26 protein-coding genes are annotated in these 25483 nt (G+C 73.5%); 12 read left to right on the top strand and 14 right to left on the bottom strand.

The window, feature by feature from the left end; genetic code table 11:
- Positions 1-9 precede the first annotated feature (9 nt).
- The 3 genes from DAI20_RS15695 to DAI20_RS15705 are packed head-to-tail and all read left to right on the top strand — an operon-like array spanning position 10 to position 3505.
- A complete protein-coding gene (locus tag DAI20_RS15695; RefSeq protein WP_108252492.1) occupies positions 10-1203 on the top strand; it encodes a fumarylacetoacetate hydrolase family protein in 1194 nt (397 codons plus the stop codon).
- Entirely contained in the window at positions 1200-2729 is a 1530-nt protein-coding gene (locus DAI20_RS15700) for an aldehyde dehydrogenase (NADP(+)) (protein ID WP_108252494.1), read from the top strand. Before DAI20_RS15695 ends, DAI20_RS15700 begins: the two co-directional genes overlap by 4 nt.
- Positions 2726-3505, top strand: a complete 780-nt coding sequence (locus DAI20_RS15705) for a FadR/GntR family transcriptional regulator (protein ID WP_108252496.1) — start codon at positions 2726-2728, stop codon at positions 3503-3505. The genes DAI20_RS15700 and DAI20_RS15705 overlap by 4 nt, the downstream gene beginning before the upstream one ends.
- A 39-nt stretch (positions 3506-3544) precedes the next feature.
- Here DAI20_RS15705 and DAI20_RS15710 read toward each other — a convergent pair whose 3' ends face one another.
- The 4 genes from DAI20_RS15710 to DAI20_RS15725 all read right to left on the bottom strand — a co-directional run bounded on the left by DAI20_RS15710 (position 3545) and on the right by DAI20_RS15725 (position 6305).
- Positions 3545-3883 carry an L-rhamnose mutarotase gene (locus DAI20_RS15710; RefSeq protein WP_240606109.1) on the bottom strand — a complete coding sequence of 113 codons (339 nt, stop codon included), beginning with the start codon at positions 3881-3883 and terminating at the stop codon, positions 3545-3547.
- Positions 3880-4737 carry an amidohydrolase family protein gene (locus tag DAI20_RS15715; protein WP_108252498.1) on the bottom strand — a complete coding sequence of 286 codons (858 nt, stop codon included), beginning with the start codon at positions 4735-4737 and terminating at the stop codon, positions 3880-3882. Before DAI20_RS15715 ends, DAI20_RS15710 begins: the two co-directional genes overlap by 4 nt.
- Complete coding sequence (locus DAI20_RS15720; RefSeq protein ID WP_240606110.1) at positions 4734-5654, bottom strand: aldo/keto reductase; 921 nt, start codon at positions 5652-5654, stop codon at positions 4734-4736. Before DAI20_RS15720 ends, DAI20_RS15715 begins: the two co-directional genes overlap by 4 nt.
- A 132-nt stretch (positions 5655-5786) precedes the next feature.
- Complete coding sequence (locus tag DAI20_RS15725) at positions 5787-6305, bottom strand: universal stress protein (RefSeq protein WP_108252502.1); 519 nt, start codon at positions 6303-6305, stop codon at positions 5787-5789.
- A gap of 202 nt (positions 6306-6507) precedes the next feature.
- On the opposite strand from DAI20_RS15725, the gene DAI20_RS15730 reads away from it, so the two are divergent.
- Entirely contained in the window at positions 6508-7494 is a 987-nt protein-coding gene (locus DAI20_RS15730; RefSeq protein WP_108252504.1) for an SDR family oxidoreductase, read from the top strand.
- Positions 7491-8357 carry an HpcH/HpaI aldolase family protein gene (locus tag DAI20_RS15735; RefSeq protein ID WP_108252505.1) on the top strand — a complete coding sequence of 289 codons (867 nt, stop codon included), beginning with the start codon at positions 7491-7493 and terminating at the stop codon, positions 8355-8357. Before DAI20_RS15730 ends, DAI20_RS15735 begins: the two co-directional genes overlap by 4 nt.
- 562 nt (positions 8358-8919) lie before the next feature.
- On the opposite strand, the gene DAI20_RS15740 is transcribed toward DAI20_RS15735, so the two are convergent.
- Complete coding sequence (locus DAI20_RS15740; protein ID WP_108252507.1) at positions 8920-9405, bottom strand: VOC family protein; 486 nt, start codon at positions 9403-9405, stop codon at positions 8920-8922.
- Positions 9406-9539: 134 nt separating this feature from the next.
- Here DAI20_RS15740 and mgrA point away from each other — a divergent pair, with 134 nt between their 5' ends.
- The 3 genes from mgrA (at position 9540) to DAI20_RS15755 (ending at position 12364) form a co-directional block, all read left to right on the top strand.
- Positions 9540-10571, top strand: a complete 1032-nt coding sequence (gene mgrA, locus DAI20_RS15745) for an L-glyceraldehyde 3-phosphate reductase (protein WP_108252509.1) — start codon at positions 9540-9542, stop codon at positions 10569-10571.
- 75 nt (positions 10572-10646) lie between these two features.
- Positions 10647-11348 (top strand): NAD(P)H-hydrate epimerase, encoded by a 702-nt coding sequence (locus DAI20_RS15750; RefSeq protein WP_108252511.1) that lies wholly within the window; start codon positions 10647-10649, stop codon positions 11346-11348.
- 143 nt (positions 11349-11491) lie between these two features.
- Positions 11492-12364: an aldo/keto reductase gene (locus DAI20_RS15755; RefSeq protein ID WP_108252513.1), complete on the top strand. Its 873-nt coding sequence runs from the start codon at positions 11492-11494 to the stop codon at positions 12362-12364.
- 246 nt (positions 12365-12610) lie between these two features.
- On the opposite strand, the gene DAI20_RS15760 is transcribed toward DAI20_RS15755, so the two are convergent.
- Genes DAI20_RS15760 through DAI20_RS15785 form a run of 6 tightly spaced genes read right to left on the bottom strand, consistent with a single transcriptional unit; the run spans position 12611 to position 17689 of the window.
- Positions 12611-13252, bottom strand: a complete 642-nt coding sequence (locus tag DAI20_RS15760) for a hypothetical protein (RefSeq protein WP_108252516.1) — start codon at positions 13250-13252, stop codon at positions 12611-12613.
- A gap of 59 nt (positions 13253-13311) precedes the next feature.
- Positions 13312-14655, bottom strand: coding sequence for a DUF58 domain-containing protein (locus DAI20_RS15765; protein ID WP_108252518.1), 1344 nt, complete (start codon positions 14653-14655; stop codon positions 13312-13314).
- A 19-nt stretch (positions 14656-14674) separates the two neighbouring features.
- Positions 14675-15652, bottom strand: a complete 978-nt coding sequence (locus DAI20_RS15770; RefSeq protein ID WP_108252520.1) for an AAA family ATPase — start codon at positions 15650-15652, stop codon at positions 14675-14677.
- Positions 15649-16182, bottom strand: a complete 534-nt coding sequence (locus DAI20_RS15775) for a hypothetical protein (protein WP_108252522.1) — start codon at positions 16180-16182, stop codon at positions 15649-15651. The genes DAI20_RS15770 and DAI20_RS15775 overlap by 4 nt, the downstream gene beginning before the upstream one ends.
- Positions 16179-16913 carry a DUF4129 domain-containing protein gene (locus DAI20_RS15780; protein ID WP_159085091.1) on the bottom strand — a complete coding sequence of 245 codons (735 nt, stop codon included), beginning with the start codon at positions 16911-16913 and terminating at the stop codon, positions 16179-16181. The genes DAI20_RS15775 and DAI20_RS15780 overlap by 4 nt, the downstream gene beginning before the upstream one ends.
- Before the next feature lie 32 nt (positions 16914-16945).
- Positions 16946-17689 carry a FadR/GntR family transcriptional regulator gene (locus tag DAI20_RS15785; protein WP_108252526.1) on the bottom strand — a complete coding sequence of 248 codons (744 nt, stop codon included), beginning with the start codon at positions 17687-17689 and terminating at the stop codon, positions 16946-16948.
- Positions 17690-17868: 179 nt separating this feature from the next.
- On the opposite strand from DAI20_RS15785, the gene DAI20_RS15790 reads away from it, so the two are divergent.
- The 4 genes from DAI20_RS15790 to DAI20_RS15805 all read left to right on the top strand — a co-directional run bounded on the left by DAI20_RS15790 (position 17869) and on the right by DAI20_RS15805 (position 22296).
- Positions 17869-19089, top strand: coding sequence for an aminotransferase class V-fold PLP-dependent enzyme (locus tag DAI20_RS15790; protein ID WP_108252664.1), 1221 nt, complete (start codon positions 17869-17871; stop codon positions 19087-19089).
- 68 nt (positions 19090-19157) lie between these two features.
- Complete coding sequence (locus tag DAI20_RS15795; protein WP_108252528.1) at positions 19158-20480, top strand: ABC transporter substrate-binding protein; 1323 nt, start codon at positions 19158-19160, stop codon at positions 20478-20480.
- A 5-nt stretch (positions 20481-20485) separates the two neighbouring features.
- Entirely contained in the window at positions 20486-21463 is a 978-nt protein-coding gene (locus DAI20_RS15800; protein WP_108252530.1) for a carbohydrate ABC transporter permease, read from the top strand.
- A complete protein-coding gene (locus DAI20_RS15805) occupies positions 21460-22296 on the top strand; it encodes a carbohydrate ABC transporter permease (protein ID WP_108252532.1) in 837 nt (278 codons plus the stop codon). The genes DAI20_RS15800 and DAI20_RS15805 overlap by 4 nt, the downstream gene beginning before the upstream one ends.
- On the opposite strand, the gene DAI20_RS15810 is transcribed toward DAI20_RS15805, so the two are convergent.
- The 3 genes from DAI20_RS15810 to DAI20_RS15820 form a co-directional block, all read right to left on the bottom strand.
- Entirely contained in the window at positions 22286-23377 is a 1092-nt protein-coding gene (locus DAI20_RS15810; RefSeq protein WP_108252534.1) for a ketopantoate reductase family protein, read from the bottom strand. The genes DAI20_RS15805 and DAI20_RS15810 overlap by 11 nt on opposite strands.
- A gap of 67 nt (positions 23378-23444) precedes the next feature.
- Positions 23445-25061 (bottom strand): bifunctional phosphatase PAP2/diacylglycerol kinase family protein, encoded by a 1617-nt coding sequence (locus DAI20_RS15815; protein ID WP_108252536.1) that lies wholly within the window; start codon positions 25059-25061, stop codon positions 23445-23447.
- 56 nt (positions 25062-25117) lie between these two features.
- Positions 25118-25483: a VOC family protein gene (locus tag DAI20_RS15820; RefSeq protein ID WP_108252538.1), complete on the bottom strand. Its 366-nt coding sequence runs from the start codon at positions 25481-25483 to the stop codon at positions 25118-25120.

Consider the following 25483-nt stretch of genomic DNA (forward strand, 5'->3'; position numbering starts at 1 on the left):
GGAGTGCACATGAGCGAGTGGACAGGACGGGCCGCGGACGCGCTGCCCGCGGATGCGGAGCGGGCGACCCTCGTCGGACGCGCGTGGGACGCCGAGGCCGGCGGGCCCGTCGTCGTGGTCGTGCGGGACGGCGCGGTCCTCGACCTCAGCGCGTCCTTCCCCCTGATGCGCGACCTCACCGAGGCCGACGACCCCGAGGCGGCGGCGGCCGCGGCATCGGGTCCCGTGCTCGGCACCGTGGACGAGCTGCTGGCGAACACCCCGGCGGACGTCCGCGACGCCAGCCGGCCGTGGCTGCTCTCCCCCATCGACCTGCAGGTCGTGAAGGCGGCGGGCGTCACCTTCCCGGTCTCCATGCTCGAGCGGATCATCGAGGAGAAGGCCAGGGGCGAGGCGGAGTCCGCCGACGCCATCCGCCGTGAGGTGCTGGGCGCGCTCGGCAGCGACCTCCGCGACCTCGTGCCGGGCTCGCCGGAGGCGGGACGCCTGAAGACCGTGCTCGTCGAGCGGGGCCTGTGGAGCCAGTACCTCGAGGTGGGCATCGGCCCGGACGCCGAGATCTTCACGAAGGCGCCGGTGATGGCGACGGTCGGCACCGGCGTTGACGTCGGCGTGCGCTCGGACTCGGAGTGGAACAACCCCGAGCCGGAGGTCGTGCTCGTCGTCGCCTCGACCGGGCGCATCGTGGGCGCGACCCTCGGCAACGACGTGAACCTCCGCGACATCGAGGGCCGCTCGGCCCTATTGCTCGGCCAGGCGAAGGACAACAACGCGTCGGCGGCGATCGGGCCGTTCCTCCGGCTCTTCGACGACGGCTTCGGGCTGGACGAGCTGCGCCGCGAGACCGTGACCCTCCGCGTCGACGGCGCGGACGGCTTCGTGCTCGAGGCGACCTCTCCGCTGGCCGAGATCAGCCGCGATCCTGCCGACCTCGCGGCGCAGGCGCTCGGCGCGATGCACCAGTACCCCGACGGCCTTGTGCTGTATCTCGGTACGATGTTCGCACCGAACGACGACCGGGACGTGCCCGGGCACGGCTTCACCCACCACGTCGACGACATCGTCCGCATTGCGTCCCCGTCGCTCGGCGCCCTCACCAACCGGGTGCGCCGCACGGAGGACGTCGAGCCGTGGACGTTCGGAATCCACGCCCTTATCGCGAGCCTCGCGGCCCGCGGCCTTCTCCAGGGAGTTCCCGCATGACCAACGCCACCCTCCCCTCCACGGATCCGCGCTCCGGCGTGACCCGCAGCACGGGCATCGAGCCCACGAGCGACGCCGCGGTCGCCGAGCTGACCGCGGCCGCGGATGCGGCTTTCGCGGCGCTCCGCGACCGCCCCCGCTCCTGGCGCGCGGGACTCCTGCGCGCCCTCGCCGACGGGCTCGAGGAACGCCGCGCGGACCTCGTCGCCACGGCGGAGGCCGAGACCGGCCTCGCGGCGACCCCGCGGCTCGACGGCGAGCTCACCCGGAGCGCCTTCCAGCTGCGGCTCTTCGCGGACGCCGTCGAGGAGGGCGGCTACCTCGAGGCCACGATCGACCACGCCGGGGACACCCCGATGGGCCCGGGTCCCGACATCCGCCGCATGCTCATCCCCATCGGCCCGGTCGCCGTCTTCGGCGCGAGCAACTTCCCGTTCGCGTTCTCGGTCGCCGGCGGCGACACCGCCTCGGCGCTCGCGGCGGGCAACCCCGTCATCGCGAAGGCGCACGGATCCCACCCGCTGACCTCGCGCGCGTCGTTCGAGGCGCTCAAGGACGCGGCGGACGCGTACGGCGCCCCCGAGGGCACGATCGGCATCGTCTACGGGCAGCGCGCCGGGGCGACCCTGGTCGCGGACCCCCGCGTCTCGGCCGTCGGCTTCACCGGGTCGCTCGCAACGGGCAAGATCCTGCTGGAGATCATCGAGGGACGCGACCGGCCGATCCCCTTCTACGGCGAGCTCTCGAGCCTCAACCCGCTCATCGTCACGGCCGCCGCGGCCGCCGCCCGGGGCGGCGCCATCGCCGACGGACTGTTCACCTCGTTCACCGCGTCCGCCGGGCAGCTCTGCACCAAGCCCGGCATCGCGTTCCTGCCGCGCGGGGCTGAGGCGGACGACCTCGTCGCCGCGATCGTGTCCCGGGCCGAGGAGGCGGCCGCCCAGCCGCTGCTGAACTCCCGCATCCACGAGGCCTTCGACGAGATCACGGGCCGCCTCGTCTCCGACGGCCGGGCGCGCCGGCTCGTGTCGTCGCGCCACGGCGACGACGGCTTCACCGTCACGCCCGGCGTCCTCGAGATCGACGCCCGGGACATGACGGGCTCGGTGACCGAGGAGGCGTTCGGGCCGCTCATCGTCCTCGCCCGCTACGACGACCTCGGTGACGTGCGCACGGGTCTCGCCGCCGTGCCGGACTCGCTGACCGCGACCATCCACGCCGAGGAGTCCGACCTCGCCGACATCGCCCCGCTGGCGGCCGACCTCCGGGAGCTCGTCGGCCGGCTCGTCTTCAACGGGTACCCCACCGGCGTGCGGGTCTCCTGGGGCCAGCACCACGGCGGACCGTGGCCGGCCACGAACTCGGCGCACACCTCGGTGGGCGTCACGGCGATGCGCCGCTTCCTCCGCCCGATCGCCTGGCAGAGCGCCCCCGAGGCGCTGCTGCCCGAGGAGCTGCGCGACGGCTACGCCGGGGTTCCCCGCCGTGTCGACGGCGAGCTGCGGCTGGCGGGGTCGCCGCGATGAGCCAGCCGGCCGCATCCGCCGCATCCTCGGCGTCGTCGGCCCGCTCCTTCCTCGGCGCCTCCGACGCCCGCACCCCGGCGGCCCGCCTGGGCGTCGCCGTGGTGCACGACCTCGTGAGCGCCATCGTGACGGGCGAGGTGCCGGCCGGGGAGTCGCTGCCCCCCGAGGGCACGCTCAGCGCCCACTTCGGCGTGAGCCGCACGGTGGTGCGCGAGTCGGTGAAGCGCATCGAGGAGAAGGGGCTGGTGACCGTCGTGCAGGGCCGCGGCACCCGCGTCGAGCCCGCGGACTCCTGGAACATGCTCGACCCCGTCGTGCTGGGCGCCCTCGTCGAGAACGACGACTCGCTCGGCGTGCTCGACGAGCTCGCCACGGTCCGCAGCGCGCTCGAGGGCTCGATGTCGGCGGACGCGGCGAGGCGGCGGAGCGACGCCGACGTCGCCGCGCTGCGCCACGCCCTCGACCACATGGCCGAGACGATCGCCGACGGCGAGGCGTACAGCCAGGCGGACGTCGACTTCCACTTCCTCGTCATGGCCTTCTCCGGCAACCGGCTCGCCGAGAACATCACCCGGGTGCTGTTCCAGCGCGCGCGGGAAAGCATCCGCTTCACGGGTGCCCCCACCGACGAGGCGTTCCGGGCGACGCTCGACGAGCACCGCCGCATCCTCGATGCCATCGAGGCCGGTGACGCGGCGGAGGCGGAGGCGGCCATGCGCGCCCACATCGTGGACGCGTGGCAGCGCCGGCGCCTGCCGAACGCGAAGCACGGCTGAGGCACGGACCGCGGACGAGCTGCGGATAAGCGCCTGGCGTCAGTCCAGGTGCCACGCCTCCTCGAGCATCTCCCAGTTCGGCGCGTCCGAGCCGTCGGTGAACGGGAGCTGGCAGGGCCCGGTGCGCGCCCACCAGCGCTGCGTGGCCTCGTCCTCCGCCATCCGCGCCTGGTCGGCCTCGTAGTCCTCGCCCACGTACTCGAAGTAGCCGAAGATCACGTCGCCGAGCACGAAGATCGTGAAGTTGCGGATGCCGCACGCCGTGATCGTCGCCTCCACCTGGGGCCACACGTCGCGGTGCAGCGCGAGGTACTCCTCGCGCAGCTCCGGGCGGAGACGGGCGGCCATGCCGTAGCGCACGGGCGCGACGCCGGTCACGCGGCCCTCCGGACCGGGAAACGGTAGAAGGACTCCGCCGTCCCGCCGAGGACCGCGGCCCGCTCGTCGGCGCTGAGGGTCGACACGATCTCCGTCACGGTCGCCCAGGTGCGCTCGTAGCCCCCGGCCAGCACCGAGATCGGCCAGTCGCCGCCGTAGAGCAGGCGGTCGGGGCCGAACAGCTCGAGCGCGTCCTCCACGAACGGCCGGACGCCGTCGACCGTCCAGTCGCCGAGGTCACCGACGCTCGAGTACAGGCCGGAGAGCTTGGCGCAGGTGCGCGGGTTCGCTGCCGCCTCCGCCAGGAGGGAGCGCCAGGCGGCCCGCTCGGCCGACCCCTGCCCGATCGGCGGCTTGCCGAGGTGGTCGATCACGATGCGCAGGTCGGGATGCCGCGCCTCGATCCCGGGGAGCTCGGCGAGGGCCGCGGGCCCGGACGTCACGAAGTCGAAGCCCAGATCGGCGCGCACGAGCTCGGCGAGGCCGCGGTCGACGTGCGGCTGGGCGAGCCAGCCGCCCTCCCGCTCGTGGATGAGCACCCGCACGCCCACGACGAGGGGCGATCGGCGCAACGAGGCGAGGTGTTCCGGCAGGTCGTCGGGGCGGTCGAGGGGAGCCCACGCCACCACCCCGACGACCTCCGGGTGCCGGGCCGCGACCTCCAGCATCAGCTCCGTGTCCTCCGCGTTGTCGGCGGCCTGCACGAGCACGGTGCCCTCGATGCCGAGCCGGCCGAGCGTCGGGGCGAGCTCCTCGAATGCGACGGTGCGGTGCAGCTCGCCCATCCCCGGCCCGAGCCAGGGGTAGTCCGCGCGCGCCAGATCCCAAACGTGCTGGTGGGCGTCGACGATCACCGCACGCTCTCCAGCTCGTCCCAGAGGGCGTCCGGGATGTCCCTCGCGTAGCGGGCCACGCTCGACCCGACCTGCTCCGCGGTGCGGGTGCCGATCACGACGGACACGACGGCGGGGTGCCGCAGCGGGAACTGCACTGCCGCGTCCGGCAGCGTCACCCCGTGGCGCGCGCACACGTCGGCCATGGCCCGGGCCCGGTCGAGGAGTTCCTGCGGCGCCTGGGCGTAGTCGAACCGGGCATCGGCCGGAACCTCGGCGCGGCTCAGCAGGCCGGAGTTGTAGATCGCGGCGGCGACGACGGCGACGCCGCGCTCCTCGGCCAGCGGCAGCAGGTCCTCCTCGGCGGTCCGGTCGAGCAGCGTGTATCGCCCGGCGACCATGACGATGTCGACGTCCGTTCGGCGCACGAACTCGGCGAGCATCGCGGACTGGTTCATGCCCGCGCCGATCGCGCGGACGACCCCCTGGTCGCGCAGCTCGACGAGCGCGTCGACGCCGGTCGTCGACGCGGCCTCCCAGTGGTCGTCCGGGTCGTGGAGGTAGGCGATGTCGATGCGGTCGAGCCCCAGCCGCCCGAGGCTCTCCTCGACCGAGCGCAGGATCCCGTCACGGCTGAAGTCCCACTCGCGGCGGTGGGTGGCGGGGGTGAAGAAGCCGTGCCCGTCGGACTCCCCGGCCGCCGCTCGCTCCGGCGTCGGGACGAGGGCCCGCCCGACCTTCGTGGACAGGAGATAGGAGTCGCGATCCCGGCCGCGCAGGGCCGCGCCGAGGCGCCGCTCGGACAGGCCGATGCCGTAGTGCGGGGCGGTGTCGAAGTAGCGGATGCCGGCGTCCCACGCGGCGTCGACGGCGGCGAGGGAGGCCTCATCCGTGGTCTCCCGGTTGAGATTGCCGAACTGGGCTGCGCCGAGACCCACCTCGGTCAGGCTCAGACCGCGGGGTGCGGGTCGGGCGCGGATGGCCGGTCCTCCTCGTCGAGATGGCTGTGCGTTGAGAGATAGTACATCACACGACCGCGGCCAGGCGGCCCGGCGCCTCGCCCAGGGCTGTCAGTCCGTGGACTCCCAGGGCTGACGCGTCTCCGGCGCCGGCGTGAGCGGAATCACCACGACCGGCCGGTGCTGGTGGTGGGCGAGGTGCACCGCGACCGAGCCGGTGAGGAACTCCTGAATGCTCCCGCGCAGGCCGGGCTCGCGCGTGCCGACCACGATCATGGCGGCGTCGAGCTTGCTCGCGAGCGCACTGAGGGCGCGCGCCGGTTCCCCCGTCAGCATCCGCGTCGACCAGGGGATGCCGCGATCGTGGAGCTCCTGCTCGATGTCCTGGCGCAGAGCCGAGGGGAAGCGCGCCTCCTCGTCCCCGCCCTCCTCCAGCAGCCCCGGGTCGACGGGCAGCGACACGAGGGACCCGTCGGGCAGGGCCTCGATGAGGTAGTGCCCGACATCCACGTGCGCGCAGACGAGTTCGGCGCCGAACGCCTCCGCGAACGCCGCGGCGCCGCCGACGACGGACGCGGCCCGCCGCTGCACGACGCCGACAAGAACGACCGGTCTCCGGTTATGGTCCATGGCGCCCGCCTTCCTCGGCCGAATCGCTCGGATACCGTCATTGTGACATCCGAGCACCCCGGGCGGCAGGGGTGAATTCCCCCCGGCGCCGGAATGCCTGCCGCCCCCGGGTCCGCGGCGCGCGAGCCCGCGCGGGAAGCCGGTGCGCGGCGTAGCGTCGCAGCACATCCCGCCCACCCCCGGCAAGGAACGGAGCCCTCCCATGGCACGCAGGAAGCCCGTCGTCGTCATCACCGGCGCGTCGAGCGGCATCGGCCGCGCGACCGCCCTCCGCTTCGCTCGGAAGGGCGCGTCCGTTGTGCTCGCGGGGAGGCGGATCGCCGCGCTGCGCTCCCTCGCCGACGAGTGCGAGCGGCTCGGCGCCACCGCGATCGCCGTGCCGACGGACGTGTCGGACGAGAGCGCCGTCGACGCGCTCGCGGACGCCGCCGTCGCCCGCTTCGGGCGGGTCGACGTCTGGGTCAACTGCGCGGCCGTCTCCTTCTTCTCGCCCATCGGCGAGGTGCCCATGGCGGACTTCCGCCGGGTGATCGACGTCAACGTGCTGGGCTACGTGCACGGCTGCCGCGCCGCCCTGCGGGTCATGCGCCCCCGGCGCCGCGGCGTCATCGTCAACGTGTCGTCGATCGTCGGTGTCGTGCCGCAGCCGTACACGTCGGCGTACTCGATGTCGAAGGCGGCGGTGCGGGCGCTCGGGGTGAGCATCCGGTCCGAACTGAGGCTGGCGGGCGAGACGGGCATCCGCATCTCCACCGTGCTGCCGGCGACGATCGACACCCCGTTCTTCAGTCACGCGGCCAACTACACGGGCCGCAAGGTGAAGGCGATGCCGCCCGTCTATACCCCGGAGCGCGTGGCGCGGACGATCGTGAAGCAGGCGGCGGCACCCCGTCGCGAGGTCGCCGTCGGGCCGATGGGCAAGGCCATGACCCTCCAGCACGCGATGACGCCCGGGTTCGTCGAGGGCATGATGGCCGTGCAGGTGGAGCACGGCCACCTCGCCCACACCGCGAAGGAACCCGCGACGGACGGGAACCTGCACACGCCGTCCACGGATCCCGGTGACGCCCGGGTGGACGGGGGCTGGCACGGCCGGCGGAAGACCGCGACGCGACGCCTGCTGACGCTGGGCCTGGTCGGCGCGGGGGCCGGCGCGCTCGCGCTGCGCCGCAGGACGGGCGGCGCGTGAGCGCACCGCCCTCGGGGTCGCGCTTCCCGCCCGCGCCGGGCACCGCATCGCTCGGCGCCTGGCTGACCCTCACCGAGCCGCTCGCGGGCTACCTGCTCGCGGGCTCAGGCTTCGACTGGCTGTGCGTCGACGAGCAGCACGGCGGCGCCGGCCCGGCGGACACCGCGCGCCTGATCGGTGCCGTGGCCGCTGCGGCGGCTGCGGGTGTGAGTGATGCGGCTGGGGCGGCCGGTGGTCCGGCTGGGGCTGGGAGCGGTGCGGCTGGCGCGACGGGTCCCGATTCCGCGACCGAGGTACTCGTGCGCGTGCCGTGGAACCGGCCGGAGCACATCGGCCGCGCCCTCGACAGCGGCGCCCGCGGCGTGATCGTGCCCATGGTCGAGTCCGCCGCGGAGGCCGGCGAGGCAGCGGCCTCCTGCCGCTATCCACCGCACGGGCGGCGCAGTTGGGGTCCCTCACGCACCGGCTACGCGGTGCCCGGCGCGGGGGCCGTGGGCGAGTCCAACGACCGGGTGCTGTGCCTCGTGATGATCGAGACGCCGGCCGCCCTCGACCGGGTCGAAGAGATCGCAGGGGTTCCCGGTGTCGACGGCATCTTCGTGGGACCGTTCGACCTGTCGATCGCGCTCGGCCGACCGGTCGATGACGTCCTGGCCGACGGCGGGCCGGACGCGCCGCTTCCCCGGATCGTGGCCGCCTGCCGGGCGGTGGGCGTGCTGGCCGGCGCGTACGCGGGCTCGGTGGAGCGGGCGGCCGCGCTGCGCGACCGCGGCTTCGACCTGCTCGCGGTCGCGTCGGACGCCGACCTGCTGCAGTCGGCGGCGCGGGCCGCCGCGACCGACGCGCGGACCCGCCTGCGCTGAGCGCCCCGCTCCGGTCCTGTCCCCATCCCGGTCCTGTCCCGGTCCGGGCTTCCCGGTGGGGATCCGCGGTCCCTGCCCAGGCAGGCCCCCATCCTCGGGCGCGCGATCTTGGCCCCTGCCCAGGCAGGAACTCATCCTTCGCCAGGCGCCCCTCGCCCCTGCCCAGGCAGGAGGATTGTGCCCAGCTTTTACCTGGGCAGGATCCTTCTGCCTAGGCAGGAGCAGCCCGAGTCGAGCGCAACCGTCCTCTGCCTGGGCAGGGACAGCGCCGACCGGATCGCGGGCGACTCCCACCCCTGCCCAGGCACGGGCGTCGTGCCCAGCTTCAACCTGGGCAGGATGCCGCTGCCTGGGCAGGACGAGTGTCGATGGGCAGGGGCGGTCGTTGCATGGGCAGGAACGCGCCGCTGCCTGGGCAGGATGCCGCTGCCTGGGCAGAAGCGACGCGGACCGCGCAGAGTCTGCCGCTGCCTGGGCAGGAGCGAACCGCTGCCTGGGCAGGAGCGGGCTCAGCGGGCAGGGACGGGACCTCAGCGCCCAGGAACGCCGCGGATCGCGGCCCCTACGCGCGGACGCTCTGACCCTCGTAGGCGGCCCGGAGCCCCGCGATGTCGAGCTTGACCATGCCGAGCATTGCCTGCATCACCCGCCCGGCCTTCTCGCGGTCGGGGTCGGCCAGCAGTTCGCCGAGGATGGGCGGCACGATCTGCCAGGAGAAGCCGTAGCGGTCCTTCAGCCAGCCGCACTGCACGGGACTGCCGCCCTCGGTGAGGCGGTCCCAGAGGCGGTCGATGTCCTCCTGTGTCTCTGCCCGGACGGACAGCGACACCGCGTCGGTGAAGGGGATGTCGGTCCCGCCGTTGAGCGCCTGGAGCTCGAAGCCGTCGAGCTCGAACGACACCGTGAGCGCGGTGCCGGCGGGCATCCGGTCGCCCTCGCCGTACCTCGACACCTCGAGGATGCGGGAGCGGGGGAAGACGGAGACGTAGAATTCGGCGGCCTCCTCGGCCTGGGTGTCGAACCACAGGCAGGGCGTGATGGTCTGCATGATGTGCTCCTTCGCACTCGGTACACGCATTGTAGACAGTGTGAACATAGAGTGCCAGGGGTGCTTTTCCCAGTGGATCCCCACCGCCGCGTGGCGTCCCCGGCGGCCGAGGGGGCCGATGCCACAATGACCCCGTGACCTACCTCGCTGACGAGAACCGATACGCATCCACCACCTACCGCCGCGTCGGGCGCAGCGGGCTGCACCTGCCGCCCGTGAGCCTCGGCCTCTGGCAGAACTTCGGCGACACGACCCCGCTCGAGACCCAGCGCGCGATCCTCCGCCGAGCGTTCGACCTGGGCGTCACGCACTTCGACCTCGCCAACAACTACGGCCCGCCCTACGGCGCCGCCGAGGTCAACTTCGGCCGCATCTTCGCCGACGACCTCCGCCCCTACCGCGACGAGCTCGTCATCTCGTCGAAGGCCGGCTGGGACATGTGGCCCGGTCCGTACGGCGACCTCGGCTCCCGCAAGTACCTGCTCGCGAGCCTCGACGCGTCGCTCGACCGGATGGGCCTCGACTACGTGGACATCTACTACCACCACCGCCCCGACCCCGGAACGCCGCTCGAGGAGACCATGGGCGCGCTGCACACCGCCGTGCAGTCCGGCCGCGCGCTGTACGCAGGCATCTCCTCCTACGGCCCCGAGCGCACGCGGCAGGCGGCGCGCATCCTCGGCGAGCTCGGCACGCCGCTGCTCATCCACCAGCCCAGCTACTCCATGTTCAACCGCTGGATCGAGGGCGGACTGCTCGACACCCTCGACGAGCTCGGCGTCGGCAGCATCGGTTTCTCGCCGCTGGCCCAGGGACTGCTCACCAGCAAGTACCTCAACGGCATTCCCGAGGGCTCCCGCGCGTCACTCGGCGGCTCGCTCTCGGAGGAGCTCGTGTCGGAGGAGGCCGTGAGGCACGTACGCGCGCTCAACGAGATCGCCGAGCAGCGCGGGCAGTCGCTCGCCCAGCTCGCCATCTCCTGGACGCTCCGCGGCGGCCGGCTCACGAGCGCCCTCATCGGCGCGTCCTCGGTGCAGCAGCTCGAGGACAACCTCGCCTCCGTGCAGAACCTCAGCTTCTCGGACGACGAGCTCGCCGCCATCGACGAGCACGCCGTGGAGATGGGCATCAACCTGTGGGAGTCGCAGAGCAGCATCGGCGTGTAGCGGACGCCGCGGAATGGCGACGCGGGACGGGCACGGATGGGCACGGGATGAACAGCGTCGGATGAACGGCGACGGATGAACGGGTACTCGGCGGAGCAGGTGCGGGCGGCGGAGGCGCCGCACCTCGCGGCGGGCGAACCCCTCATGATGATCGCCGCGGCGGGCCTCGCGGACGCGATCCGCGACGTGTTGCACGACCGCGAGGCTGACGCCGGCGCGTCGATCCTGGTCCTGGTCGGCACGGGCAACAACGGCGGCGACGCCCTCTTCGCGGGCGCGGAACTGGCCCGGGAGGGCGCGGACGTCGTGCTGCTGCCGGTCGGCGAGCGGATGCACGCGGAGGGCCGCGAGGCCGCCCTCGCCGCCGGTGCCCGCATCCGGCGGCCCGGCGAGGCACTGGCCGGGCTCGCCAAGGTCGCCGCGCGCGCGGACGTCATCGTGGACGGCATCCTCGGCACGGGTACGGGCGCGAGCCCGGCGCTCCGCGGGACCGCGCGCGAGGTCGTCGCCGCGATCCTGCCCGCCCTGCGGGGCCGACGGCGCCCGGCCGTGATCGCGGTCGACATCCCGAGCGGCGTCTCCCCCGACGACGGCAGCGTGCCGGACCCGACCGTGCTGCCCGCCGACGTGACGGTGACGTTCGGCGGCGTCAAGGCGGGCCTCCTGCTGCCGCCGGCGTCGCGGCTTGCCGGCCGGGTGCGACTCGTCGACATCGGGCTCGGCCCGGAGCTCGCCCGCATGGAGCCCCTGCTGATCGCGCCCGACACGGCTGAGTGAGCGCGAGCGTCGACTCCCCCGCGCGACCTGGCAGGTTCCGGCATCGCGGAATAGCGATCGGCGGACACGGCTTGGACTCAGGGCGGGCCGCAACACCGGCCCGCGGAACGAGCACCATCCCGCTCATTGCAAGGAGGATCGTCATGACCGACACCACCACCACTCCCGCCCAGGCATCCGGAACGTTCGCCATCGGCGGCGACCTCGTCGTCAACCGCCTCGGCTACGGCACCATGCAGCTCACCGGACCCGGCGTCTGGGGCGACCCCAGGGACCCCGACGAGGCCGTGCGCGTGCTGCGCCGCGCCGTCGAGCTGGGCATCACCTTCTTCGACACCGCCGACTCCTACGGCCCCGTGGTCGCCGAGCAGCTGCTCCGCACCGCGCTGCACCCGTACGCCGACGACCTGGTCATCGCCACCAAGGCCGGCCTCACCCGCTCCGGCCCCAACGACTGGCGCCCCGTCGGCCGCCCCGAGTACCTGCGCCAGCAGGCCGAGATGAGCCTGCGCAACCTCGGGCTCGAGCGCATCGATCTCTTCCAGCTGCACCGCATCGACCCCCAGGTGCCCCTCGAGGACCAGGTCGGCGAGCTGAAGCTGCTGCAGGACGAGGGCAAGATCCGGCACATCGGCCTCAGCGAGGTCAGCATCGACGAGGTCGAGGCGGCGTCGCAGGTCGCGACCATCGCCTCGGTGCAGAACCTGTTCAACCTGTCCGACCGCAGCGCCGAGCCGCTCCTCGACTACGCGACCGAGCGCGGCATCGCGTTCATCCCGTGGTTCCCGCTCGCGACCGGCAAGCTGGCCGGGCAGGGCGGACCGCTCGACACGGCCGCCGAGCAGCACGACGCGACCCCGTCGCAGCTCGCGCTCGCCTGGCTGCTCAAGCGCTCCCCGGTGATGCTGCCGATCCCCGGCACGTCGACAGTCGCGCACCTCGAGGAGAACGCCAAGGGCGCCGAGATCGAGCTCACGGACGACGAGTTCGAGGCGCTCTCCGCCGCGGCCGCCTAGCCCTCCCAACCTGCCCGCCCGATCCGCCCCGCCCCGCCACTCGTGGTGACGGGCGGACGGGTTAGGGCCGCCTGGTTCGTAATTCAGGTTCAGCTGCGACACGCCGCATTCCGGGTCATCCGGATGCGGCGTGTCGTCGTTCCAGCCTGAATCCGGAACAGGCAGGTCCGGAATAGCCTGAATCCGCAACAGGCAGGGTCCGACACGGGGCTGGGTCGGGAACAGGGGGGTACTGATGCGGGCGGCTCAGGAGTCGAGGTGGTAGCTCCAGCCGTCGTCGCCGCGGTTGGGCTCGCGCTCGTCGCGGGCGGCCTGCCGTCGGCCCGCAGCGTCGTCCTCCTCGGGCGCGCTCAGCAGGCGCCCGGACGCGACCCAGGCCGCGAGGGCGATGCCGCCGGCCGCGAGGATCGGCACCCACGGCGCCGCGACCTCGAGCGTGCGGACGGTCGCCGCCAGCCAGGCGACCCCCTGGGCCGACGCCTGGAGCACGACGAAACGCAGGGCAGTCGGCGCGACTGCCGCCCACTCCACGCGGGCGGATGTTGGCGCTCGACCGGTGGCGACGCCGAGGACGACGTACAGGTGCAGCCCGAGCAGCAGCAGGAGGGCCGGCGCGCTCAGCGGCGGGAGCGGCAGCAGGGCGAGCCCGACACCCCAGGACAGAGGCAGCACGGCGAGCCACGCCGGCACGGGCCAGACGAGCGCCGCGATCAGGGCGAGGACCGTGAACAGCCAGTGCGCGTCGCTCGTCGCGACGAGGGCGGTGCAGAGCACGCCGACGGCGGCCTGCGCGACCCGCAGCAGCCGCACCGGAACGGACGGGCCGAGCGCGATCCGCACGCGCGGCCGGAGCCGCTCCCGCCCGACGGCGCGAAGGAGCCGCGTCAAGCGGGCGTCGGCCGCCGCCGCGACACGTGACCGACCACTCGCGCCCGGCCCGCCCCCGCTCACCGGCGCACCCGCGTGCGGGCGAGGGCGGCAAGGGCCACCGCCGCGTCCGGCTCGCTCGCGTCGCCCTCCCAGCGCACCACCTCGATGCCGGCCCGGGCCAGCTCGCGGAGGCGCTCCGCCCGCTCCAGCCGCAGGATCTCGAAGGCGACCGCCTGCATGGGGCGCAGCGCGCCCGTGTCGGCGACGGGCAGCACGTCGACCGCGACCACGCGGTGCCCCGCGGAGCGCCAGAGCACCGACATGGTCGCCGCCTCGTCGTCGAGGAAGGTGGAGAACAGCACAACGAGAGCGCCGGACGGCACGTGCGGCGGGCGCACCCGGCGGGCGGGATTCCCGTCCGGCTGGGCGAGCACGAGGCGCTGCAGCAGGCGGTGCAGGTGCCGCCGCCCGCCCGCGGGCACGACGGGCGTGCGGAACCGACCGAGGTCCTCCATGCCCACCCGGTCGCCGCGCTCCAGGTAGTGCTGGGCGAGGGACGCCGCGGCCTCGCGTGCGATGTCGAGCGACGTCGCCTCGTCCTGGCGCGGCTGGTCGAGGTCGCCCCAGGTCGAGACGTCGGGCCCCACCTCGTCCCGAGAGTCGATCACGAGCATCACGGTCGCGTCCGCCGTGGCGAACGTGCGCCGCACGTAGAGCTCGGTGAGCCGCGTGCCGCCACCGGAGGCCGAGGACCCCGCCCGGCGGGCGGTGACCCGCCAGTCGATGCGCCGCAGCCGGTCCCCCGGCGTGAACAGGTTGATGTCGCGCAGGTCGCCCCCGTCGCCCCCGCGGCGCGAGTCGTGCCCGCCGGTGAGCCCCTGCAGGCGGAACGGCAGCGGAAGCTCCCGCAGCGGGCGCGTCCGCGGCAGCAACGTGACCACGCGCGCGGGCAGGGAGCGCGGGGAGGACCGCACCGCATCCTCCGGCCCGGACGCCGCCCAGTCCAGCGGAAAGACCTCGAGTCGTCCGGTGCGGACCGTGTCGAGGGAGAGCCGCAGTGAGCGGTCGCGCCGCGCGGCGACGATGGCCTCGGCCGCGCGGTGGCCCGGCGCGTGCACCCGCAAGCGCACGGTCTCGACCCCCTCCGCCGCGGGCAGCTCGAGATCCGCAGCCACCTCACCCGTGCGCACCGATTCCCCCGCGCGGAGCGGATCGCCCGGACCCGCCGAATCGCCGGGCGCCCGCAGGCGCGGCCGGATGCCCGCACCGCGAGGCCGGCGCAGCCAGCCCCACCCGGCGGCCGCGACGAGCGGGGCGCCGAGCACCGCGACATCGGGCCTGCCCAGCACGCCGCCGAGCACCAGGAGGGCGGCGCCCGCGACGGCGCGGAGCACGGCCCCCTCGGTCGGGAGAAGCGTCATGGGCGGGACGCCCCGTCGCTCACCGGGCGGCCGCCGTTGCGGCGGGCCCGGGCACGGCGGCGAGGAGCGACTCGACGACCGCGGCCGGCTGCAACCCCCCGCTCCACGCCTGCGGGGTGAGGGTCAGCCGGTGCGCGAGGGCGCTCACGGCGATCGACTTCACGTCCTCGGGCGTCACGAAGTCGCGGCCGGACAGCACCGCGAGGGCGCGGGCGACGAGCACGAGCGCCTGCGAGCCGCGCGGGGAGGCGCCCACCTCGACCACCGAGTGCGAGCGCGTGCTCGCGGCGAGGTCGACGCAGTAGCGCACGATGTCCGGATCGACGTCGACGGCCTCGACCCCGGCCTGCATGGCGAGCACGGTCGCGCCGTCCACCACCGCGGACACCGGTGCGATCTCGGTGCGCCTGCTCAGGCGGCGGGCGAGCACGTCCGCCTCGCCCTCGCGGTCCGGGTAGCCGACGGCGAGCCGCACCATGAACCGGTCCAGCTGCGCCTCCGGCAGCGGGTAGGTGCCCTCGTACTCGACCGGGTTCGAGGTGGCCATGACGTGGAACGGCCGCTGCAGCACGTAGCTCGTGCCCTCGACGGTGACCTGGCGCTCGGCCATGGCCTCCAGCAGGGCGGACTGCGTCTTGGGCGCCGTGCGGTTGATCTCGTCCGCAAGCAGGATGCCGGTGAACACCGGCCCCGGGCGGAAGACGAACTGCGACCCGGCCGGATCGTAGACGTAGGAGCCCGTGATGTCGGCGGGCAGCAGGTCCGGCGTGCACTGCAGCCGGCGGAAGTCCAGCCCCAGCGCGCCCGCGAGCGAGCGGGCCGCGAGCGTCTTGCCGAGGCCGGGCACGTCCTCGAAGAGCACGTGCCCGCCCGCGAGCACGGCGGCGAGCGCCACGCGCAGCGCCGACTCCATGCCGACCACGACGGTACGGACCTCGGCGAGCACCCGGTCGGAGAGCCGGGCGACCTCGGGCACGGACAGGGGTGAGACGGTCATGCGGTCCTCCTGGGAGCGGAATGCGGCGAAGCGGAAAGCGGGGAAGCGGAATGTGACCGGTCGAGGCGCTCGATCGCGGCGGCGCACCGAAGCAGCGCCTCCGGGCGGTGGCGGCCGGGCTCGGTGAGCAGGCGGAACGCGGTGGCACCGAGCGCTGAATCCGCGGCGGACCGGTCGGCGGGGTCGGCGAGGTCGATGCCGCGCTCGGCCAGCCGAACCGTCGCGAGCGTGCGCAGGCGCTGCACCGCGGCATCGGACACCGTGCCGTCGTCGTCCGCCATGGACCAGGACAGCCGCGCGACCTCCCGCCTCGCGCCGGACCGCAGCGCCACCCGCGCCTCGGGCCACCGCTCGTCGTGCGGAGCGGCGAGCAGCGCGAGCACCGTGCCGACGGCGACGATCGTGACCGCGAGGAGCAGCGACAGCGTCAGCGTCACGCCGGCGAAGAAGGCGAGGCCCGACAACCCCGCGGCGATGGCGACGGTCCAGATGAGCGCGGAACGGCGGTGGCGCCGGTCCTCGGCGTTCACGCGGTGCTCCCGTCCGCGCCGGACCAGCCCCCGGGGCGCGCGGCGACCCAGCTCGCGGCGATGGCACCGAGGCAGCGCGACGCGCGCTCGACGTGGTCCGCGGTCACGGGATGGGTCGAGAACCGCGCGAGGTGGTAGAGCCCGAGCAGCTCCCGGGTGGCGTCGGCGTCGGCCCTCGTGCTGCCGAGGATGGCCAGGGTGAACTCCGTGGGCGTCTGCGCCGGGTGGCGGCGCACGCCCGACTCCGCGGCCGCGTCCTCGAGGGACAGCCACGCCGCGATCACGGCGTCGCCCGGATCCGCGACGCTGCCGAGCGAGAGGCGCGCGGCCTCGACGCCGCGCAGCAGCACGGGGAGCTCGGGCACGGCGTCGGCGCCGGCGGTGATCCCCGCACTCCTCGCCGAGTCCTCGGTCGGGGCTCCGGCCCGCCGGTAGCGCAACCAGAGCCGCCACAGGACGAACGCGACCACGGCCGCGAGGAGCACGAGCAGCACGCCGGGCAGCCAGCTCAGGTCGAGCCGCGGGAGGTCCTCCACCCCGTCGAGCGGCGGCCTGCCCTCCTCGGGCGACGGGACGGGCGTGAGCGTCGGCCTCCTCGCCCCGCGGAACGGAACCTCCTCGGTGCGACGCTCGAGGATCCACGGCCCGCGGACGGCGCTGCCGAGGACCGCGAGGAGGATCAGAGCGCCGAGCACGACGGCGGCCGCGAAAGAACGTTCGCGAGCACGCACGTCACCACCCCGTTCCGCTTGTGCTGCCCAGCTTAGGGCGACACCCCGGCGGGGTCGGAGCGCTCGGGTCCGCGCGGGGCGGCGACGGGATCGGCGTCCGGGGCGGGCTTCATCCTGCTCAGCCAGTACTCCGTCTGCGCAACGTGGGCGGCGGCGGCTGTCGCCGCGGCGGCGGGGTCGCGCCGGCCGATGGCGGCCGCGATGGCCCGGTGGCCGGCGTCGCTCGCCCGCCGCACCGGGTCCGCGTGGTCACTCGTCATGATGCGGTAGTGGCCGCCGCGGGAGCGGAACACCTCCATGAGCGAGCTGACCGTCGGGTTGCCGCCCGCGTCGCAGATCGCCTCGTGGAAGGCGCGGTCCAGCCGGCCGAGCTCGTCGAGGTCCACCGCGGCCTCCATGCGGTCGGCGAGCGCGTGCAGCCGGGTCACGAGCTCGTCCGACGCCCGGGCGGCGGCCTGGGCCGACGCATGGCTCTCGAGCACGCGGCGGATCTCGAGCAGCTGGAGCAGGCCCTCGAGCGGAAGCAGGTCGACCGTGAGCGAGAACCCGCGGACGACGTCGGCCGGGTCGAGCCGGGACACGTACATGCCGGAGCCGTGCCGCACCTCGACGACGCCGAGCGTGCTCAGGATGCGGGCCGCCTCGCGCAGCGAGCTGCGGGAGACACCGAACCGCACGCACAGCTCCGCCTCGGGCGGGAATCGCTGACCCGGGGCGATGTCGCCGCTGGCGATCATGGCGCGCAGGCCGCCGAGCGCGGCGTCGGTTGCGGTCATGGTTCCCCTCTCGGCCGGAGGCGGGCCCCGGAGCACAGGAGAGTAGCAGTTAGGCGAGTCGTCCGACGACTCACCCGGCTAGCCGCGGCCGTTACGCGCCGGTAACGGGAAAAAGATTGACCGGAAACACGATGGAGCCAATATAGTCAGACCACTTCGAGAAGGGTGGCCGAGTGACGATGCCGACGAGAGCGCCATCCACCGCGGCGCCGACCCCCGTCCGCGACCCCTCAGGGGCGCCTGCCGCGGACACCTGGACGCTCAGCAGCCGGACGGTGCACCTCAATCACGGGTCGTTCGGGGCGGTGCCGACCGTGGTGTCCGAGTACCAGTCCGCGCTGGTCGCGGAGATGAACTCCATCCCCGGGGACTGGTTCACGGCTCTGCCCGGGCGGGTCGGCGCGGCCCGGGCGCACATCGCGGCCTTCCTCGGGGCGCCGACCGAGGCCACCGCGCTCGTGCCCAACGCGAGCGCCGGGGTCAGCGTCGTGCTGAACGCCCTCGACCTCCCCGCCGGCGCCGAGATCCTGCTCACCGACCACGCCTACGGGGCGGTGCACATGGCGGCCGAGCGCGCGGCGCGCCGTGTCGGTGGTCGCGTCCGCGTCGCGCCCGTCGAGCTGGACGCCGCGGCGGACGACGCGACGCGGGCCGTGGTCGACGCGATCGACGACCGCACGGCTCTCGTGATCGTCGATCAGATCACCTCCGCGACCGCGCGTCTCCTTCCCGTCGGCGCCATCGCGATCGAGTGCCGGCGACGCGGCGTCCCCGTGCTCGTCGATGCGGCCCACGCACCCGGCATGCTGGCGCGGCCGCTCGAGGACAACGCCGCGGACTACTGGGTCGGCAACCTGCACAAGTGGGGCTGCGCCCCGCGTGGCACCGCGGCCCTCGTCGCGTCCGAGCGGGTGGCGGACGGCCTCCACCCGCTCATCGACTCCTGGGGCGCGCCGGACCCCTACCCCGTGCGGTTCGACACCCAGGGCACCATCGACCTGTCGTCCTACCTCGCCGCGCCCCGCTCGCTCGACCTGATCGAGGAGCTGTTCGGCTGGGACGCGGCGCGGCGCTACATGGGCGACCTCGCCGACTACGCCGAGGACGTGATCGCGGGCGCCATCGAGTCGCTCACCGGCGAGCGGGCCACCGTCGACGTGGGGATGCCGGTCCCCGCGATGCGCCTGCTCGCCCTGCCGGCCGGTCTCGCCACCACGCCGGCGGGCGCCCACGAGCTGCGGGACCGGGTCGCCGCGCTCGGCTTCCAGACCGCGATGACGAGCTGGCGCGGCACCGGGTACCTCCGGCTCTCGGCGCACGTCTACAACGTCGCGGCGGAGTACGACCGGTTCGCCCAGGTCGCCGTGCCGCACATCGTGGCCCTGGCGCGCGAGACCTGATCCCACCACCCCCAAAACCGCATCCGAACCCGCGGCACCGACCGCATCCGCTCAACCGAAGGAGAACCATGCGCAACACCAGAAGATCGCTCCTGGCGGTCGCCGCCGTGACCGCTGGCGCGCTCGCCCTGTCCGGCTGCTCCGGAGGGGGCGGCGGGGGCGGCGGCGGCGGGGAGGACGGCGAGGTCCGCCTCCAGATGGTCGAGACGCTGACCAACCCCGCGCGCTCCGCGATCCTCAAGGAGCTGATCGCCGGCTTCGAGGGCGAGAACCCGGGCGTCACCGTCGAGCTCGTCTCACCGCCGAGCGAGCAGGCCGTGTCCACCGTGCAGCAGATGCTGCAGGCGGGCAACGGCATCGACGTGCTCGAGGTGCAGGACAGCACCATCGGCCCGTTCTCGTCCAACGACTGGCTCTACGACATGAACGGCGACCTCGAGGGCTGGGAGGGCTGGGACGCCCTGACCGACAACGCCCTGCGCTTCGCCCAGCCGGACGGCCCGACGTACATGATGCCGTACGGCTTCTACGGACTCAGCCTCTTCTACCGCACCGACCTCGTCGAGGAGGCGGGCTTCGACGGCCCGCCGCACTCGTGGGAGGAGATGATCGACCAGGCCAAGGCCATCAACGACCCGTCGCAGAACCGCTACGGCTACGCCTTCCGCGGCGGCTCCAACTCCGCGTCCAACGTCGTGGCGATCATCGAGGCCTACGTGGCCGACGACCTCGACGTGGAGAACGCCTTCCTCCTGAAGAACGGCGACACGATCTTCTCCGCCCCGGAGGCGCAGGAGGCCATGGACAAGTACATGGAGCTCTTCACGGAGGGCTCGCCGCCCTCCTCCATCGCCTGGGGCTACCCCGAGATGGTGCAGGGCTTCAGCTCCGGCTCCACCGCGTTCCTGCTGCAGGACCCCGAGGTCATCGCCACGATCCGCGACTCCTCGACCCTCACGGAGGAGCAGTGGAGCACGACCCCGCTGCTCGTCGGCCCGACGGGCAAGGCCGCGCAGCCCATCGCGACCGCAGGCTGGGGCGTCGCGGACAGCAGCGAGCACAAGGAGGAGGCGATGGAGCTCATCAAGTACCTGGCCTCCGGCGACGCGCCGCTCACGTTCGCGAAGGGAAACTCGCTCGTGCCGATCCTGAAGAGCGCGGCGGACGACCCGTTCTTCAGCGAGGGCCCGTGGGCGACCTACGTGACCATGAACGAGGACCCGGAGACCTACCTCAATGTCACGCAGCCCCGCGGCGTCGCCTGGTGGCAGGAGTGGAGCGAGAAGTCCGACCGCGAGCTGCAGGAGGTGCTCCTCGGGCAGACGAGCACGGCAGACCTCCTCGCGACCTGGGACGAGTACTGGTCAGGGAAGTTCGCGAGCGAGGGCTGATCCGCATGCCCTCTCCCGCACCCGCGATCGAACGCCGGACGGCGGTGCCGGCCACGCCGGTCCCGCCGTCCGGCGGCGAGGCCACGCGCCGCCGGCGGGAGTTCTCCCGCCGGCGGGCGCTCACCATCGCCGCGTTCCTCGCCCCCGCCGTCGCGTTCGTCGCCCTCTTCACCTACTACCCGATGTTCTCCGGCGTCTTCGGCGCGTTCCGGAACTGGAGCATCTACAACATCGAGAACCAGTCCTGGGTGGGCCTCGCGAACTTCGAGACCATCCTCCGCGACGCGCTGTTCTGGAAGACCATCGGCAACACCGTGCTCTGGGTGCTCGGCTCGCTCGTGCCGCAGTTCGTCATCGGCTTCGCGCTCGCCCTCTGGCTCCGCCGCCGGTTCCGGTTCCGCGGCGTCTACCAGGCGCTCATCTTCTTCCCCTGGGCCGTGTCGGGCTTCCTCATCGGCATCCTCTTCCGCTGGATGTTCAACGGCGAGTTCGGGGTCGTCAACGACCTGCTGATGAAGACCGGGCTCATCGACACCCCGCTGCCCTGGCTCGCGGACCCCGCGCTCGCGATGCCCGCCATCATCGTGGCGAACGTCTGGTACGGGGTCACGTTCTTCGCGATCATGATCCTCGCCGCGCTGCAGTCCGTGCCGGACGAGCTCTACGAGGCCGCGGCGCTCGACGGCACGACCAAGGCGCTCGCGCTCTGGCACGTGACCATCCCGTACATCCGCACGACGCTGACCCTCATCGTGCTGCTGCGGGTCATCTGGATCTTCAACTTCCCCGACCTGATCTTCGGCATGACCGGGGGCGGTCCGGCCGGCCAGACCCACATCGTGACGACGTACATGATCGAGATCACCCAGCAGGGCGACTACGGGCGCGCGAGCGCGCTCGGCATCCTCGTGCTCGTCGTCCTGATGGTGTTCGCGTCGTTCTACCTGCTCGCCACCCGCGAGAGGAAGGAGGCACACCGGTGATCACCCTCGAGTCCCGGGCGGGCCGGATCACCCGGATCGCCGCACTCGGCCTCTGGCTGGTGCTCACGCTGTTCCCGCTGTACTGGATCGTCGTCACGGCGTTCAAGCCGACGAGCGATATCTACAAGTTCCCCCTCGAGTACTGGCCGTCTACCTTCTCGCTGGAGAACTTCGCGGGCCTGTTCAGCAAGGCGAACTTCGGCACCTACCTCGTCAACAGCCTGATCATCGCGACGGTGTCCGCGGCCATCGTGACCGTCATCTCGCTGCTGTCGGGCTACATCATCGCCCGGTTCGAGTTCCGCGCCCGGGGCGCCGTGATCCTCGCGTTCCTGGTGACGCAGATGATCCCGGCCTTCATCGCGCTCGGTCCGCTGTATCAGCTGATGGTCTCGCTGGGACTCGTCAACGACCGCACCGGGCTCGTCTTCGTCTACATCGCGATGTGCATCCCGTTCTCGACGATCATGCTCCGCGGGTTCTTCGAGAACGTGCCGGACGCGCTCGAGGAGGCGGCGATGATCGACGGCTGCAGCCGCCTCGGCGCGCTCTTCCGCATCCTCGTGCCGGTCATGACCCCGGGCATCGTCGCCGCGTTCATCTTCAACTTCGTGAGCTGCTGGAACGAGCTGTTCCTGTCGGTGACCCTGCTGACCTCGGACGCGAACAAGACCGTGCCCACGGCGCTCAACGGCTTCATCACGAGCTACAACATCGACTGGGGGTCGATGTCCGCGGCGGCCGTGCTGACGATCGTGCCCACCATGGTGATGTTCGCCTTCGCGAGCAAGTACATCGTGCAGGGGCTGACCGCGGGCGCGGTCAAGGGCTGACGGCGGCGGCCGCGGTGCTCGTGGTGGGTGCCGCCACCGCGGCCACCGCTCGGTCGAGCTCGCGCTCGAGCTCCTCGACGGACAGCGCGCCCGCGGACCGCCCCGCGGCCGCGGCCTGCCGGGCGAGCCGCTGCACGGTCTCGTTCTCGGGGGCGCGCCGGCCGAGGGAGCGCGCGAGGAGGGCGATCTCGCCGTTCAGGTAGTCGGTCTCGATGGACCCGGACCCCCGCGCGACCGACTGCCAGGACGACCCGCCGAGCTGGTCGCGCGACACCCCGGGCACCGGCCGGGTGTTCAGCAGGTCTCCGCGCCACGCCTCCTCCTCCTCCGGGCTCGCCCACTCGATCCCCGCCGCGCGGTACACGTCCTCGGCCTCGGCGCGCAGGCGGTCGGCCAGGTGTGCGTAACGGCGACCGTCGGTGCCGAGGAGCGCCTGCAGCCCGTTCCCGAGGTTGCTGAGGAGCTTGGCGTGCTTCCAGCGCAGCACGTCGTCGACCACGTGCACCACGAAGCTCGCGGCCGCCCAGTCGTCGGCGAGCGTCTTGAGCAGCGCACGGTCCGCCGGGTCCGCCGGGAAGGCGTGCCTGCCGATCACGAACACGCCGCTCGTGGGGGCGATGCGCAGCACGACCTCGCCGGGAACGAGGTGCACCGCGGGCAGCCAGACGCAGACGCCGAACACCCGGGCGAAGTAGCGCGAGGCGATGCGCTCGCTCGCGACGCCGTTCAGCGCCAGGAACACGGGCAGGCGGTCGCCGGCCGTGCCGAGCTCCGCGCCGCTCGCGGCGTCGTGCACGGGCCGGTCGACCCACTGCAGCAGCGCCGCCTCCACCTGATGCGTCTTCGTGGTGAACACCAGCACGTCGTCCGTGGTCAGCCGCACGTCGTCGGGCGACGTCGCGACCAGGACGGGCACGGTGACGTCCTCGTCCGGCGTGCGCAACCGGATGCCGTGCTCGGCGAGGGCCTCGCCGTTCCGGCCGCGCGCCACGAGGAGGGGCGGGTGGTCCTGGCTCCGCTGGGCGAGGCGGGCGCCGAGGGTGCCGCCGATCGCGCCCGCGCCGATGAGAACGTATCGCATGCGTCAACCCTGCCACGGGTGGCCGCGGCGTCAGCGGGGGCGCACCCGGGGTGGCCCGTGGCTAGCGTCAGGACGCGGCGCGGGACCGGGTGCTCGTGCGGGACGGCGAGTAGACCTCCAGGCCACCCGGCACAACCCGCACGGTGGAGGTGAAGCCGCCGTCCTCGACGCCGTCCTCGTCGCCGCCGGGCACGTCGAGGGACACCTCGCCGTCGTGGGCGAGGCCCGTCGGCTGGTCGCCCGCGGGATGCACCACGATGGTCACGGACTCCGCGGTGAAGGCCTCGACCGCACTCCTCGGCAGCAGGTGCAGGCGGCGCAGCACCGCGCTGGTGCGCCGGCCGAACGCCAGCGAGGCGGCCGCGCGCAGCCGGGGGCCGCCGTGCAGCACGCGCACGTCGAGCAGGCCGCCGTCCAGCCGGATCCGCTGCAGGGGCGCGATGGTCTCGGGGTGGCTGCGGTCGACGCCGACGACGAGGGACCACACTTCGTCGCGCCGCCCGTCTATCACGACGGCGACGGGGTCCGCCCGGCCGATGACGAGGACGGCGGCGATGATGCCGGCCGCCCACTTGTCGAGTCGGGCCTGCAGCCGTTGCCGGGTGGCCACGAAGTCGGGGTAGACCCCGACGGACGCCGCGTTCAGCACGGTGACCGGGGACCCCTCGCCGATGCCGATCTCCGCGACGTCGACGCGGACCCCCTGGCCGCCGGCTAGCGCGTCGGTCGCGTCGTCGAAGGATCCGACGCCCGCGGCCCGGGCGAAGTGGTTGAAGGTGCCGCCGGGCAGCACGAGGAGCGGCAGGCCGACGAGCCGGGCGACGTGCGCCACGGCGGACACGGTGCCGTCGCCGCCGCTGACGCCGAGCACGCGCGGCGGGTCGGCCGAGGCGAGCGCGTGGCGCACGAGCAGCTCGAGGTCGTCGTCCTCGCCGAGCGGGTGCACCCGCGCCCGCGGAAGGCGGTCGGCCAGGTACTCCCCCGCGTCCGGCCGGTCGACGTCCGCCCCCGAGCCCGGGTTCATCACCACGAGCACGCCGCTGCCGTCGGCGCTCGCGGGCAGAGCCACATCCGCACCACCGATGCGCTCGGCGGGACGGGGCGAGGGGCGCACGGGGACGAGCGCGCGGCCCGCCGCCGCCACCGCGGTGCCGATGGCCACCCCGCCGACCACGTCGGAGAACCAGTGCGCGCCGGTGTGCAGCCGGGAGTAGGCCACCGCGACGGCCGCGGGGATGAGGGCGAGGCCGGTGCGCCTCGACTCGAGGGCGACGCCCATGACGAACCCGGCCGCGGATGCCGCGTGCCCGGACGGGAAGGAGGGCGTCGTGGGCGGCGTGCGCAGCCGCCTGCCCACCGGGATGTCCTTGAGGAGCGGTCGATCGCCGCCGAACAGCTGCTTGCCCACGAGGTTCGCGATCGCACTGGCGGCGGTGAGCGAGGCCGCCCCGCGCAGCGCGGCCCGATGCTGCCCCGCGACGACGAGCACGAGCGCGACGACGAACCAGAGCACGCTGCGGTCCGCGGCGCGCGAGAGGCGGGCGTAGCCGCGGTCGACGGCGGGCACGGTGCGCCGCGCGTTGATCCGACGCCCCACGCGGGCATCGAGGCGGCGCACGACCGCCGGCAGCAGCGCGATCCGCCGTAGCGCGACGCTCGCGGTGGACAGGGGGCGGGGCGCCATCGCCCCAGGCTAGGGCCTGGCGACGGGCCTCACCACGGGCGGCGTGCCCCAATTCCTCACGCCGGCAACTGTGTCACGAGCCCGACCGTGTTGCCCTCGCTGTCGCGGAGGAACGCCTGCCACTCCTCCGTTCCCGCCGGCCCCAGCGAGTCGTCGACGTGGCGATGGATCACCGCCGGTCCCGCGAGGATCTCCGCCCGGTAGCGCATCCGCTCCACCGTCGCGCGCACGTCACGGACGCCCAGGTAGAGCAGGGCGCTCGGCGACTCGCGGCTCAGCAGGAGTCGCGTACCGTGCAGGTCGAAGAACAGCAGGCCGGGCGGGTCGAACCGGGCGGCGGGCGGGGCGCCGAGCAGGTCGGCGTAGAACTCCGACGCGCGGTCGAGGTCCTCCGCGTGCTGTGCGACCTGGATCAGCTTCAT

Origin of the sequence: Planctomonas deserti (assembly GCF_003067705.1) — a bacterium.
GTDB classification, from domain to species: domain Bacteria; phylum Actinomycetota; class Actinomycetes; order Actinomycetales; family Microbacteriaceae; genus Planctomonas; species Planctomonas deserti.